This is a genomic window from Brevundimonas sp. TSRC1-1 (genome assembly GCF_049898245.1).
Classification (GTDB): Bacteria; Pseudomonadota; Alphaproteobacteria; order Caulobacterales; family Caulobacteraceae; genus Brevundimonas; species Brevundimonas mediterranea_A.
In genome coordinates, this window is sequence record NZ_JAFCXI010000002.1 from 412,796 (window position 1) to 425,668 (window position 12,873).

Genomic DNA, 12,873 nt, shown 5'->3' on the forward strand with positions numbered 1-12,873 from the left:
ACAGGTTGGTCAGGCCGCGCACGAGGATGGGCGAGGCGACGTCGTAGATCGAGAGGGTCATTCCAGGGATCCGGCCAGGGCTTTGGTGAGGCGGCCATAGCTGGGCGGTTCATCGCCGCGGCGCCAGCCCCCGTTCCACTTCCGGCCCTAGAATTCTTCCCAGCCCTCCGAAGCAGGTGCGGCCTGGGGTGCGGCCTCGACCTTCAGCGCCGCGCCGCCGCGACCGAGAGTCTTCAGGGCGGCGACCATATGGTTCGAACGGGCGGGAGCCGGGGCGCCGGGCCTCGACGCCGCGCGGGGCGCGGGCGCGGGGGCGAGGGCCGACGCGGTTTCGCCGACCTTGAACTGGGCCACCGAGGCCTGCAGGGTCTCGGCCTCCTGGGCCAGCGAATGGCTGGCGGCGGTCGACTGCTCGACCATGGCGGCGTTCTGCTGGGTGACCTGGTCCATCTGGTTCACGGCGGTATTGACCTGGGCCAGGCCGACGGCCTGCTCCTGGGCCGAGGCCGCGATCTCCGACACCAGGCCGTCGATCTCGGCCACCCGGTCCACGATCCGTTGCAGGGCCTCGCCGGTCTGACCGACCAGTTTCACGCCCGAACCGACCTGATGGGTCGAGGCCGAGATCAGGGTCTTGATCTCCTTGGCCGCCTCGGCCGAACGCTGGGCCAGGGCCCGCACTTCCGACGCCACCACCGCAAAGCCGCGACCGGCCTCGCCCGCGCGGGCCGCCTCGACCCCGGCGTTCAGGGCCAGCAGATTGGTCTGGAAGGCGATTTCGTCGATGACGCCGATGATCTGGTTGATCTGCGCCGAAGACCCCTCGATCGCGTGCATGGCCGAGACGGCGTCGCGGACGATGACGCCCGAGGTTTCGGCGTCGCCCTTGGCCGACTGGACCACGTCCGAGGCCTGGCGCGCGCCCGAGGCGGTCTTGTTCACCGTGGCCGTGATCTCGTCCAGAGCGGCGGCGGTTTCCTCCAGCGAAGCCGCCTGCTGTTCGGTGCGACGCGACAGGTCGTCGGCGGCCTGCGAAATCTCGCCGGCGCCCGAGCGGATTCCGGCCACATTGCCCAGGACCACGCCCATGGCCTGCTGCAGCTGGGCGATGGCGGTGTTGAAGTCGGTCTTCAGCTTGGCGTAGTCGCCGGGGAAATCATGAGTGATGCTGTAGGTCAGGTCGCCGCGCGTCAGGTGTTCCAGGCCTTCGCCCAGGGCCGCGACCACGGTCGCCTGTTCGCGGGCCAGGGCGTCCGCCGCGCGCTGGTTGCGGGCCCGCTCCTCGTCCGACTGGTTGCGCAGGGCCGCGCCCTCGGCCTCCAGCTGCATCTTCTCGATGGCGGCGTCGCGGAAGGCGATCAGGGCGACGCCCATCTTGCCCAGTTCGTCCTTGCGTTGGGCGTGGGGCACGTCGATCGTGGTGTCGCCGGCCGACAGCCGCCCCATCCGGTCGCCCATGCCCGACAGGGCGCCGACGATGGACCGCGCCACGACAAGGCCGGCGGCCAGGGCGGCGATGGTCGCCACCGCGATGGCGATCAGGGTGGTCAGCGCCGCCGCATCGACCTTTTGCGACGCCCGCGCCGATTCCTCGGCGGTCAGTTCGACCTTGGCGTTGGTGAAGGCGGTCAATTTCGGGATCAGATCCGCCATCCTGGCGTCCATCTCGGTCAGCACGGGACGCCCCGCCACCGCGTCATTGGCCAGGCCGAGCTCGACGGACCGCGCGGCCAGGGTGCGGACTTCGTTCAGGGAGCCGTGGAAAGCCTCCATCTCGTCTTTCCAGTGCGGCGCAGTGGCTTCCGCCTCTTGCAGCAAGGTCTCGATCGCCTCGATTTTTTCCTTCGCCTGATCGGCCGCCTGACGCGCCTCGGCCGAGGCGCCGTCATAGACGAAAACCTTATAGGTGTCGTAGCCGAGGCCCTGAAGGGTCCGGTTGACCCGGATCATCCTCACCAGGGCGACGTTCTCCACATCGACCAGCCGGCTGTAGTCGGCGTCGATCTTCTTCATCGTCCAGGCGCTGTAGGCGGCGCCCCCCAGCCCCACCAGGGCCAGCAGGATCAGGGGCACGATGATCTTCACGGCGATCTTCGTATCGGACAGGATCTTGTTCAAGGCCATCTCCAGGCGCCAAAGCACGGACAGGATTCAAGGGTCTTGAACCCTGGCTTCAGGCGCTCCGCTGGGCTTGCGGCCCCGGAAGAACGGACACTCCAGTCCCCAGAAGCGACACAGGGGTGAAACCTGAAACCTGTGCGACTGTGGCGTCCCGGATCGGGACGAATCGTAAACGGGGCGTTAGGGCAAACTACATATACCGCCGCTCCCTCAGCGGCGGCCTGCGCCTACGACGTCAGAACTCTTCCCAACCTTCGGACTCGGCCTGAGGCTTGGGCGCCGCGCCGCCGCGACCGACGGTCTTCAGCGCCTGAACCAATTGGCGGGCCGGCGCCGCGCGGGCCGGCGTCGGCGCGGCGACCGGCGTGGCGCCGCTCGTCCCGACCTTGAACTGGGCCACCGAGGCTTGCAGAGACTGGGCTTCCTGCGACAGCGAATGGCTGGCGGCGGTCGACTGTTCGACCATCGCGGCGTTTTGCTGCGTCACCTGGTCCATCTGGTTCACGGCCGTATTGACCTCGGCCAGGCCGATGGCCTGTTCCTGGGCCGAGGCGGCGATTTCCGACACCAGGCCGTCGATCTCGGCCACCCGATCCACGATCCGCTGCAGGGCCTCGCCGGTCTGACCGACCAGTTTCACGCCCGAACCGACCTGGTGGGTCGAGGTCGAGATCAGGGTCTTGATTTCTTTCGCCGCCTCGGCCGACCGCTGGGCCAGGGCCCGGACTTCGGAGGCCACGACCGCAAAGCCGCGACCGGCTTCGCCGGCGCGCGCCGCTTCCACGCCGGCGTTCAGGGCCAGCAGATTGGTCTGGAAGGCGATCTCGTCGATGACGCCGATGATCTGGCTGATCTGTTCGGAGGAGCCCTCGATGGCCTGCATGGCCGAGACGGCGTCGCGGACGATGACGCCCGAGGTCTCGGCGTCGCCCTTGGCCGCCTGAACCACGTCGGAAGCCTGGCGGGCGCCCGAGGCGGTCTTGTTGACCGTGGCCGTGATTTCATCCAGGGCCGCCGCCGTCTCTTCCAGCCCCGCCGCCTGCTGTTCGGTGCGGCGCGACAGGTCGTCGGCGGCCTGCGAGATCTCGCCGGCGCCCGAGCGGATGCCGGCGATATTGGCCACCACCACCGCGACGGCCTGCTGCAGCTGGGCGATGGCGGCGTTGAAGTCCGACTTCAACTGCGCCGCCTTGGGCGCGAACTCGGCCTCGATCCGATAGGTCAGGTCGCCGTCGGCCATGGCCGAGAGCCCCTTCCCCAGGGCTGCGATGGCGACGCGGTCGGCCTCGGCCTCGCGCGCCTTCTCGGCCTCGCGCGCGGCGCGCTCCTGTTCGCTCATCGAGCGTTGCGACAGGGTCTCGGCCTCCAGCCGGTCCTTTTCGATGGCGGCGTCTCGGAAGATCGCCAGGGCCGAGGCCATCTTGCCGATCTCGTCGCCGCGCTTGACGCCGGGAATGTCAGAGGTCTTGTCGCCCTCGGCCAGGCCGCGCATGCGCCGCTCCAGCGCCACCACCGGGGCCGACACGGACCGGCCGATGAACCAGCCCGTCGCCCCGACCGCCAGCAGCACCAGCAAGGCCATGGAGCCCAGGGCCAGGGCCGCCTTGCCCACGGCCGCCGCGATCTGGTCGGTATAGACGCCCGAGCCGATCACCCAGCCCCAGGGGGCGAAGCCCTTCACATAGGAGATCTTGGGCGAGGCCCCGTCCTGGTTCGGCTTGGCCCACTGATAGTTGACGAAGCCCTCGCCGTCCTTCTGAACCACGGCGACGAATTCCTTGAACATCAGCACGCCGTCGGCGTCCTTGTTCTCGCTCACGTCCTTGCCGTTCAGCGCCGGCTTCATCGGGTGCATCACCATGGTGGGATGCATGTCGTTGATCCAGAAATAGTCGTCGGCGCCGTAACGCATGGCCCCGACAGCGGCCTTGGCGGCGGTCTGGGCCTGATCGCGCGTCAACCGGCCGGCCGCCTCCTCGCCCTGATAATAGGCGACCACGCTGTGGGCGATCTCGACGCCCTTCTTCGTGCGGTCGGCGATCTCGTCGCGCATCACCGCATCCAGCCGCATCAGGGAAAGACCGGTCACGAGCAACAGGCCCGCCATGGTCACAAGAGCGAGGAGATTGATCCGCCCGCCGATCGTCAGCGTCTTCATGGTCCCATCCCCCAATACTATTTGAGACCATCCCTAACAAAGTTCGTTAAACACCCGTCTATAAGCCGAATAAGTAAAAATGCGTATGCCGTAAGGTCAGGATTTCTTGCGGTATTCCAGGAAAATCGGCGCCGTATCCCCCAGCCGCTTCTCTTCATAACGGGTGACGACGTGGTCCGCCGGAGGAACGAACCAGTCCTGATCCGGCGCGCCGATCCGCTCCAGCCCGGGCGTCCGCTCCAGCCGCTCCAGCGTCCATTCGGCGTAGTCGCGCCAGTCGGTCACGAACCGCAGCGTCCCGCCGGGCTTCAGGATGCGGGCGAAGGCCTGGGCCGTCTCGTCCTGCAACAGGCGGCGCTTGTTGTGCCGCGCCTTGTGCCAGGGGTCGGGGAACAGGATCAGCACCCGGTCGACCGAGGCGTCCGGCAGGGCGTCGACCAGGTCGCGCGCGTCGTCGGCGTGGATGCGCACATTCTTCAGCCCGCCTTCCTCGACATGGCGCAGGGCGGAGGCCACCCCGTTCAGGAAGGGCTCGCAGCCGATCACCAGGGCGTCGGGCCGCGTCGCCGCCTGGGCCGCCATATGCTCCCCGCCGCCGAACCCGATCTCCAGCCAGACCTCGACCGCCTCGGGCATCATCGCCTTCGGGTCCAGCGGACCGGCCTTGGGATCGGGCACGGCGATCTGAGGCAGCAGGCTGTCCATCAGCGCCGCCTGTCGCGGCTTGATCGGCCGCGCCTTGATCCGGCCGAACGACCGCAGCGGCCGGTCGAGATGGGGGTTTTCGTCGTCGTTCATGCGCGTGCCGTTACCGGTCCCAGGCCGGAGCGTCCAGAGAGTCTCACCTCCCCGTTCGCGAAGGCGAATGGGGAGGACCGGTCGCGCCAGCGACCAGGAGGGGGCGACTCCGTCCTATCCCGCGTCTTGTCGCGCCTTCACCCGCCCCCGGCCATCCACCGCATGAAGCTCCCGTCAGCCACCGTCTCGCCCCCTCCTGACCGCTGCGCGGTCTGTCCTCCCCATTCGCCTTCGCGAACGGGAGGTGATGATCGTACCGCACCACTCAAAGAACATCGAAATCTTTTGACGCCTCCGCCGGATGACCCTCCTATGACGGTCGCAAGACACGTCGGGCTGGCGTGTCGTCGGGAAAAGGGGATCTGATGATCGGACATCATCTGCGGGGCGTCAGCCTCGCGGCCATGGGCTGCGCTGTGCTGGGCCTGTCGGCCTGCGCCACCACGGGCGCGGAATCGGAAACGGCGGCGCCGTCCAAGGACAAGACCCTGGCCGCCGGCCTGGATCCGGCGACCACGCTGAACCCCTATCCGTCCACCTATCAACCCTTGCCGCGCGAGAATTTCGCCGTGGTCGGCGCGACTGTCCTGACGGGCGCGGACCGCAGGATCGAAAACGGCGTGGTCGTGGTCACCGACGGCAGGATCGCCGCCGTCGGCGACGCCTCGACCCTTGTCCCCGCCGGCTATCGCGTCATCGAGGCGCGCGGCCGCTATGTCACTCCCGGGATCATCGACGTCCACAGCCACCTGGGCGTCTATCCGTCGCCCGGGGTGCAGGGCATGAGCGACGGCAATGAGGCGACCAGCCCGAACACCGCCCAGGTCTGGGCCGAACATTCGCTGTGGCCCCAGGATCCGGGCTTCAACACCGCCCGCGCCGGCGGCGTCACCACGCTTCACATCCTGCCCGGCTCGGCCAATCTGTTCGGCGGCCGCGGCGTGACCATCCGCAACACGCCCTCGATCACCATGCAGGGCATGAAGTTCCCGGACGCCCCCTATACGATCAAGATGGCCTGCGGCGAGAACCCCTCGCGCGTCTATGGCTCGCGCAACCAGAGCCCGGCCACCGGCATGGGCAATATGGCCGGCTACCGCGCCGCCTTCATCGCCGCGCGCGACTACAAGGCCAAGTGGGACAAGTGGCGCGAGACCGGCGAGGGCGCGGCCCCGACCCGCAACCTGCAGAACGAGACCCTGGTCGGGGTGCTGGACGGGTCGATCCTGATCCAGAACCACTGCTACCGCGCCGACGAGATGGCCATGATGATCGATATGGCCAAGGAGTTCGGCTACCGGATCACCACCTTCCACCACGCCACCGAGGCCTACAAGCTGGCCCCGCAACTGGCCCAGAACGGCATCTGCGCGGCCATGTGGACCGGCTGGTGGGGCTTCAAGATGGAGGCGCTGGACGCCATCGAGGAGAACGCCGCCCTGGTGGATGCGCAACAGGGCTCGTGCGCCGTCATCCACTCCGACGACGCCGAACTGACTCAACGGTTGAATCAGGAGGCCGCCGCCGCCCTGTCGGCCGGTCGTCGCGCCGGACTGAACATCTCGGAAGAACACGCCATCGGCTGGATCACCTCCAACGCCGCCAAGGCCATCGGCATCGCCGACCAGACCGGCTCGCTGGAGGCCGGCAAGCGCGCCGATGTGGTGATCTGGAGCGCCGATCCCTTCTCGATCTACGCCCGCGCCGATCAGGTCTTCATCGACGGCGCCCTGACCTTCGACCGGACCAACCCCGCCTATCAGCCGACCAGCGACTTCGAGCTGGGCCAGCCGGGCTATGGCCTGACCGCCGCCAACGTCGCCGAAGGAGCCCGCTGATGCGTCTGTCCCACATCCTCGCGGGCGCCGTGGCCGCCCTGTCTCTCGCCGCCCCGGCCCTGGCCCAGGACACCGTCGCCATCGTCGGCGGGCGCGTCCTGACCGGGACCTCGGTCATCGAGGGCGGCACGGTCGTGATCCGCGACGGCAAGATCGTCTCGGTCGGAACGGCCGCCGCCCCGTCCGGCGCCCGTGTCATCGACGCGACCGGCAAGGTGGTCGCCCCCGGCTTCGTCGCCGTCGATTCCGGCCTGGCCGGGACCGAGGTCGGCGCCGTCGGCGGCACCAACGAACTGCGCAACAGCGCCAACACCCTCAGCGCCGCCTTCGACATCTCCTACGGCCTGGACCCCTGGTCCTTCACCCTGCCGGTGGCGCGACTGGGCGGCATCACCCGCGCCGTGGTCGTGCCCCAGCACCCCGGCTCCTCCGGCGGCCATGTGCATGAGGACGAGACGGCCGGCGCCGGCGACGGCGGCTATCAGACGCCGGGTCTGTTCGCGGGCCAGGCGGCCATTATCGACCTGGGTCAGGACGCCGACATCCTGGTCAAGCCGCGCGTGGCCATGGTCGCCCCGTTCGGCGAGGCCGGCGCCGACATCGCCGGCGGCGCCCGCGGCGCCCAGTTCGTCCTGTTCAAGGAGACCTTGGCCGAGGTCCGCCTCTACGCCCGCAACAAGTCCGCCTATGAGCGGGCGGGCCTGCGCGACCTCAGCCTGTCGCGCGCGGATCTGGAAGCTCTGATCCCGGTCGCCAACGGCTCCATGCCCCTGATCGTCAGCGTCCACCGGGCGTCGGACATCCAGCAGGTGCTGCGTCTGGCGCGCGAGGAAGGGATCAGGCTGATCCTGGACGGCGCCGAAGAGGGCTGGCTGGTCGCCGGCGACATCGCGGCGGCGGGCGTGCCCGTGTTGCTGAACCCCATCTCCAACCTGCCCAGCGATTTCGAGATGCGGGCGGCGCGGATGGAGAATGCGGCGGCCCTGAACGCGGCCGGCGTCGTCATCGCCATCAAGGGCAACGAGGGTTCGACCCACCGCGCCCGCGAGGCCCGCTACAACGCCGGAAACGCCGTCTCGCACGGCCTGCCCTACGGCGCCGCCATCGCCGCCCTGACGGTCAACCCGGCCAAGATCTTCGGCATGGCCGGACAGTTCGGCCAGATCGCGCCGGGCGCCGCCGCCGACGTCGTGGTCTGGTCCGGCGATCCGCTGGAGCCGCTCAGCCAGCCCTCGGCCGTCTTCATCGACGGGGTCGAACAACCGTTGATCAGCCGCGCCCTGCTGCTGCGCGACCGTTATCGTCAACAGACGCCGATGCCGCCGGCCTATCGCAACTGACGGCGTCCTAAAGACCCAAGGGGAAGGGGCGGGACCGCAGGGGCCCGCCCTTTTTCGTCTCCGCCTACCGGGCCAGAAACCGCAGGGCCGTGCGCGCCAGCCGGCCCGCCGCCCCGCCCCACGGCGGCCCCAGCCGTTCGAAGGCGTTCACCGGCCCGACGTCATAGACCGCCCGCGCATGGCTGAAGCGTTTGAAGCCCTCAGGACCGTGATAGGCGCCCAGGCCGCTGGGGCCGACCCCGCCGAACGGCAGGTCGTTCTGGGCGATATGGAGCATGGTGCCGTTCAGGGTCACGCCGCCCGACAGGCCGGAGCCCAGGATCCGGTCCCGCGTCCGCGCCTGGTTCGTGAAGCCGTACAGGGCCAGGGGCCGGGGCCGGGCGGCCACGAAGGCCAGGGCCTGGTTCAGGCTCTCATAGCCCACCACCGGCAGGACCGGGCCGAAGATCTCCTCCTGCATCAGCAGGCCGTCGGTCGGCGGGTTCAGCACCAGGGTCGGGGCGACCTTGCCGTTGTCCCCCTCGCCCGCATCGGGGTGTTCCAGCACCACGGCCCCCGCCGCCCGCGCCGCCGCCACCGCCTCGCGCAGCCGGACCCGATGGCGTTCGCTGATCACGCCGCTGTAGTCGGGGTTGTCCTGAAGGGCCGGATAGGCCCGCCGCGCCTGCTCCAGAACCGTCTCGGCGAAGACCCGGACCTGACCGGCCGGGACCAGGGCGTAGTCGGGGGCGATACAGGTCTGGCCCGCGTTCAGGAATTTGCCGAAGGCGATCGACCGCGCCGCCTTGTCCAGCGGATAGTCGGGAGCCACCACCGCCGGCGACTTGCCGCCCAGCTCCAGCGTCACCGGGGTCAGATTGTCCGCCGCCGCCCGCATCACCTCGCGCCCTACCCGCGTCGATCCGGTGAAGACCAGATGGTCGAAGGCCAGACGCGAAAAGGCCTGGGCCGTGTCCACCCCGCCGTTGACCACAGTCAGCACCGCCGGATCGAACCGCTCGGCCACGGCGGCCTCCAGCAGGGCGCCGAAGGCGGGCGTCAGTTCGGACGGCTTGATCATCACCCGATTGCCCGCCGCCAGGGCGTCCACCGTCGGCCCCAAGGCCAGCAACAGGGGATAGTTCCACGGCGCGATCACCCCGACCACGCCCAGGGGCTCATGCCGGATCCAGGCCCGCGACGGCTGGAACATCAGGTCCACCGGCCGCCGCTCATCGCGCATCCATCGCCCTAGACGCCCCCGCGCATGGTCCAGGCTGCGGATCAGGGGCGTGACCTCCAACAGCCCCGTCTCCATCGCCGACCGCGCCCCGAAATCCGCATCTATGGCCCGCGCAAAGGCCTCGCGCCGCTCCAGCACCAGGGCCTTCAGCGCCGCCAGCCGCCCGCGCCGCACCTGGGCCGACGGCCCCCCCTCCGCCCGCGAGGCCGCGTGCTGAAGCCCGAACCGGTCCGAGAGCCCGTCGTGTGTCATCGCATCCAGACCCTTCGCCGCGCCGGCCGCAATCGCCCGACCGCCCCCACTTCTCAAACCCGCCCCGGCCGGGGTCAAGCCCCATCCCCAACCTGTCTCCTCCCCCTCTGGGGGAGGTGGATCGGCGCATAGCGCCGAGACGGAGGGGGCGCGTCCGCACGACCGGCGCCTCTTGCGGACCGCTGCGATCTGGGTCCAAATGGTGCGCTGACGACTGCGGGAGGGCAGACGATGTCGAAACTGAGCCTTGCCTTGTGGGCGGCCCTCGCCACCTTCCTAATAGGGACTTTCCGGACCAGTTTTCCGGCTGAATGGGGCGGACGCCCCGGCCTGTTCGCCCTGGTCGTCGTGGCCGTTTCGACGCTCGCCTGGACCATCGAATACATACGTCGGCGGCAGCGCCTAGGCGACAGACGCTAGATTCAAACCGGCCACGCATGCCGATATTCCGAAACCCCTGGCTACAGGCCGTACTCCTGGGCGCAGGCCTGTTCGCCCTATCCCTGCTCATCCGAGCGGCGGCCAATATGGTCGTCGGCAGTTTCACCGCCGGCCCCGGCGCGCCGGACGCCATGGTCGCCGCCCAGGATACGGTCTCGCGGTTCGCCTATGGGTTTCTCCTGGCCGTGTTTCTGCCTGCGGTGATCGAGACGCCGCTGGTCGTCTGGGCGGTCCGGCGCGCCCGCGACGACGCCCCCAGCCTCGGGCTGGCCTTCATCATCGCGATCATTGCGGCGCTCGCCTGGCTGTTGCACGGCATGAGCCCCGGCTCGCTCGGCCAGGCGGCCGCCTTCGCCGTGATGGCCTACGCCGCCTGGGGTTGGTCGCGACGGCTGGGACGGCTTCGCGCCTACGCCCTGCCGACCCTGTCGCACGCCGTCTGGAACAGCATCGGCCTGGCCCTCTTCATGGCCAACCCAAGCTGAGCCCAGCCCCCGACCTGCCGCCCGCCCACACCCATCTCCTCCCCCTCTGGGGGACGCAGCGCGGCGCGTCTTCCGCGCCGTGACGGAGGGGGTGTGTCCGCAAGACCGGCGCCTTTGCGGCGTCCAGAGCCCCTCCACCGCTTCGCGGTCCCCCTCCCCGCGAGGCGGGGAGGAGACAAGAATATCCGCCCAGGTCTGCTTTCCGATCAGACGCCGACTTCGCCAATCGACCCGTAACGGATCGTCGCTTCTCGACATTGCACCGGACAGCCGCCCGGGCCAAACTACGGTATGAAACTACAAACCCGCCGTACAATTTTGAGGGCGTCGCCTTTGAAGTTTTGGGGCTTATATGGCGTCGTGTGGTTGGCCATCGGGTTAGTCTGGATCGAGCCTTTTTGGACCGCAGGCTCCATCAGCGAGTTCCTCGCTTCGGGCAGCAGGTCAGCACATCGATGGCCTATCGCCGCGCTTGCGGCCTTGGTGGCGGCGCCAATTTCGATTTTAGCTTTCGCCAAGATTTTGCGCCATCGAGGCGCATTATTGTCGATATCGGGGTCAATTCTCTCAAGCCCGTATTTTCGGAAGCCTTTGAATTTTGACTCGGCCCATTTTTGGCTCAGACGCAGCATCTACGGCGCTTCCGAGCTTGTCGTGCTCAGCGACGGAGTTGAGCATACAGTTCCACTCATTTTTTCCGCAGGCACGCCGCATATGAATCTGGAAAGAATCATTGAGATCAGCGGCTCCAATGAACTTGCCAAGTGACAAGCGATTACCCTCGCCTAGACCCCTTCGGCCCTGTTTCAGCTTCCTGTAAGCCCAGCCCACCCTCGACGACCCGCCCCCGTCCGCGCTAGGTCAGGCCCATGCCGACCGCCCTCTACATCGACGCCGACGCCTGCCCGGTGAAGGAGGAGGTCTATCGCGTCGCGCGGCGCTATGGGCTGAAGACCTATGTGGTCTCCAACGGCTGGATGCAGGTGCCGCGCGAGGCCCTGATCGAACAGGTGGTGGTGGACGCCGGGCCGGACGTGGCCGACGACTGGATCGCCGAACGGGCGGGCCTGGGCGATGTGGTGATCACCGCCGACATTCCCCTGGCCGACCGCTGCCTGAAGGCCGGGGCCCAGGCGCTGAAGTCGAACGGACAGGCCTTCACCCCGGACTCCATCGGCTCGGCCCTGGCCGGGCGGATGGTGGGCGAGCATCTGCGGTCCATGGGGGTGGCCACCTCGGGCCCGCCGCCGTTCTCGGCCGCCGACCGGTCGCGGTTTCTTCAGGCCCTGGACCAGGCCGTGGTCAAGGCGCGTCGGGTCGCCCCCCCGAGCCAGCCATGACGACGACCATTCCCGAGGACGAGCTGGAGTTCCACTTCTACCGCGCCGGCGGACCGGGCGGCCAGAACGTCAACAAGGTCTCGACCGCCGTCCAGATGCGGTTCGACGTGAAGAACTCCCCCAGCCTGACCGAGCCGGTCAAGGCGCGGCTGATGAAGCTGGCCGGCAGTCGGCTGACGCTGGAGGGGGTGATCCTGATCACCGCCGTCCGCCACCGCACCCAGGAGCGCAACCGCGCCGACGCCGTCGAACGGTTGCAGGCCCTGGTGGACGAGGCCTCGATCAAGCCCGTCTTCCGCGTCCCGACCCGGCCGACCAAGGCCTCGAAGGAACGACGGCTGAAGGCCAAGACCAGCCGCGCCTCGATCAAGTCGGGACGCGGCCGGCCGACGCTGGACTAGGACTCAGCTCTCGACCGGACGGAACAGCAGGGCGGCGATCTTGTCGTCGGCGTCGAAGCCGATCACCCATTCGGTGACCTGGTTGTCGAAGGTCACCTTGAACAGATGGGCCTCGCCTTCCGGCCGTTCGAAGGCGACGGTCTTGACCGCGCCGAAGCCCTTGACCAGCGGCGCGACCTGATCCGCCTGCTGGCGGATCTGGGCCGCCAGGCTGTCGGTGAAGACCGAATAGTCGAAGCCGGGACCCTGGGCCGCCGCGATCACGGCGCGCAGCGCCTCTTCAGACCGGGCGATGTCGGGTGCGGTCGCCGCAACGGCGGGAACGGTCGGCGCCGGCAGGGCCGGTTGAGATTGCGCCTGGGCCGGCCGGTCGAAACTGTTCGGCACGGCGCCGGCTGCGGCGCCGCCGGATTGGGCGATTGCGGAGGCCGGGGCCAGAAGCAGGGCTACGGCGATCAGGGTCGTCTTCATGCGAAG

Annotated in this window: 11 protein-coding genes; 5 read left to right on the forward strand and 6 right to left on the reverse strand. The window is 68.7% G+C overall.

Annotation, left to right across the window (positions count from 1 at the left end; translation table 11 throughout):
* Positions 1-147: 147 nt before the first annotated feature.
* The 3 genes from ACP7CK_RS08000 to trmB all read right to left on the reverse strand — a co-directional run bounded on the left by ACP7CK_RS08000 (position 148) and on the right by trmB (position 5,077).
* Positions 148-2,124 carry a HAMP domain-containing methyl-accepting chemotaxis protein gene (locus tag ACP7CK_RS08000; RefSeq protein WP_426025664.1) on the reverse strand — a complete coding sequence of 659 codons (1,977 nt, stop codon included), beginning with the start codon at positions 2,122-2,124 and terminating at the stop codon, positions 148-150.
* A gap of 232 nt (positions 2,125-2,356) precedes the next feature.
* Entirely contained in the window at positions 2,357-4,279 is a 1,923-nt protein-coding gene (locus tag ACP7CK_RS08005; protein ID WP_426025665.1) for a methyl-accepting chemotaxis protein, read from the reverse strand.
* A gap of 96 nt (positions 4,280-4,375) precedes the next feature.
* A complete protein-coding gene (trmB, locus tag ACP7CK_RS08010) occupies positions 4,376-5,077 on the reverse strand; it encodes a tRNA (guanosine(46)-N7)-methyltransferase TrmB (RefSeq protein WP_426025666.1) in 702 nt (233 codons plus the stop codon).
* A gap of 365 nt (positions 5,078-5,442) precedes the next feature.
* Here trmB and ACP7CK_RS08015 point away from each other — a divergent pair, with 365 nt between their 5' ends.
* Both ACP7CK_RS08015 and ACP7CK_RS08020 read left to right on the forward strand, forming a co-directional pair.
* The gene (locus ACP7CK_RS08015) at positions 5,443-6,915 is read left to right on the forward strand and encodes an amidohydrolase (RefSeq protein ID WP_426025667.1); all 1,473 of its coding nucleotides are present in this window, start codon (positions 5,443-5,445) and stop codon (positions 6,913-6,915) included.
* Positions 6,915-8,255 carry an amidohydrolase family protein gene (locus ACP7CK_RS08020; RefSeq protein WP_426025668.1) on the forward strand — a complete coding sequence of 447 codons (1,341 nt, stop codon included), beginning with the start codon at positions 6,915-6,917 and terminating at the stop codon, positions 8,253-8,255. Before ACP7CK_RS08015 ends, ACP7CK_RS08020 begins: the two co-directional genes overlap by 1 nt.
* A gap of 64 nt (positions 8,256-8,319) precedes the next feature.
* Here the strand turns inward: ACP7CK_RS08020 and ACP7CK_RS08025 are convergent, their stop codons facing one another.
* Positions 8,320-9,729 carry a coniferyl aldehyde dehydrogenase gene (locus ACP7CK_RS08025; protein ID WP_426025669.1) on the reverse strand — a complete coding sequence of 470 codons (1,410 nt, stop codon included), beginning with the start codon at positions 9,727-9,729 and terminating at the stop codon, positions 8,320-8,322.
* A 437-nt stretch (positions 9,730-10,166) separates the two neighbouring features.
* Between ACP7CK_RS08025 and ACP7CK_RS08030 the strand changes: the two genes are divergently transcribed.
* On the forward strand, positions 10,167-10,655 hold the full coding sequence (locus ACP7CK_RS08030; protein ID WP_154727110.1) for a hypothetical protein: 489 nt from the start codon (positions 10,167-10,169) through the stop codon (positions 10,653-10,655).
* A 284-nt stretch (positions 10,656-10,939) separates the two neighbouring features.
* Here ACP7CK_RS08030 and ACP7CK_RS08035 read toward each other — a convergent pair whose 3' ends face one another.
* Positions 10,940-11,287 (reverse strand): hypothetical protein, encoded by a 348-nt coding sequence (locus ACP7CK_RS08035; RefSeq protein ID WP_426025670.1) that lies wholly within the window; start codon positions 11,285-11,287, stop codon positions 10,940-10,942.
* 237 nt (positions 11,288-11,524) lie between these two features.
* Between ACP7CK_RS08035 and ACP7CK_RS08040 the strand changes: the two genes are divergently transcribed.
* Both ACP7CK_RS08040 and arfB read left to right on the forward strand, forming a co-directional pair.
* On the forward strand, positions 11,525-11,995 hold the full coding sequence (locus ACP7CK_RS08040) for a YaiI/YqxD family protein (RefSeq protein ID WP_154726976.1): 471 nt from the start codon (positions 11,525-11,527) through the stop codon (positions 11,993-11,995).
* Entirely contained in the window at positions 11,992-12,396 is a 405-nt protein-coding gene (gene arfB, locus ACP7CK_RS08045) for an alternative ribosome rescue aminoacyl-tRNA hydrolase ArfB (protein WP_426025671.1), read from the forward strand. Before ACP7CK_RS08040 ends, arfB begins: the two co-directional genes overlap by 4 nt.
* A 3-nt stretch (positions 12,397-12,399) precedes the next feature.
* On the opposite strand, the gene ACP7CK_RS08050 is transcribed toward arfB, so the two are convergent.
* Positions 12,400-12,867, reverse strand: a complete 468-nt coding sequence (locus tag ACP7CK_RS08050) for a hypothetical protein (protein WP_292148794.1) — start codon at positions 12,865-12,867, stop codon at positions 12,400-12,402.
* Positions 12,868-12,873: the final 6 nt, after the last annotated feature.

Bases quoted from the DNA above. Each gene is read 5' to 3' on its own strand.
- ACP7CK_RS08000 (WP_426025664.1), bottom strand. From the start codon at position 2,124: ATGGCCTTGAACAAGATCCTGTCCGATACGAAGATCGCCGTGAAGATC.
- ACP7CK_RS08005 (WP_426025665.1), bottom strand. From the start codon at position 4,279: ATGAAGACGCTGACGATCGGCGGGCGGATCAATCTCCTCGCTCTTGTG.
- trmB (WP_426025666.1), bottom strand. From the start codon at position 5,077: ATGAACGACGACGAAAACCCCCATCTCGACCGGCCGCTGCGGTCGTTC.
- ACP7CK_RS08015 (WP_426025667.1), top strand. From the start codon at position 5,443: ATGATCGGACATCATCTGCGGGGCGTCAGCCTCGCGGCCATGGGCTGC.
- ACP7CK_RS08020 (WP_426025668.1), top strand. From the start codon at position 6,915: ATGCGTCTGTCCCACATCCTCGCGGGCGCCGTGGCCGCCCTGTCTCTC.
- ACP7CK_RS08025 (WP_426025669.1), bottom strand. From the start codon at position 9,729: ATGACACACGACGGGCTCTCGGACCGGTTCGGGCTTCAGCACGCGGCC.
- ACP7CK_RS08030 (WP_154727110.1), top strand. From the start codon at position 10,167: ATGCCGATATTCCGAAACCCCTGGCTACAGGCCGTACTCCTGGGCGCA.
- ACP7CK_RS08035 (WP_426025670.1), bottom strand. From the start codon at position 11,287: ATGCTGCGTCTGAGCCAAAAATGGGCCGAGTCAAAATTCAAAGGCTTC.
- ACP7CK_RS08040 (WP_154726976.1), top strand. From the start codon at position 11,525: ATGCCGACCGCCCTCTACATCGACGCCGACGCCTGCCCGGTGAAGGAG.
- arfB (WP_426025671.1), top strand. From the start codon at position 11,992: ATGACGACGACCATTCCCGAGGACGAGCTGGAGTTCCACTTCTACCGC.
- ACP7CK_RS08050 (WP_292148794.1), bottom strand. From the start codon at position 12,867: ATGAAGACGACCCTGATCGCCGTAGCCCTGCTTCTGGCCCCGGCCTCC.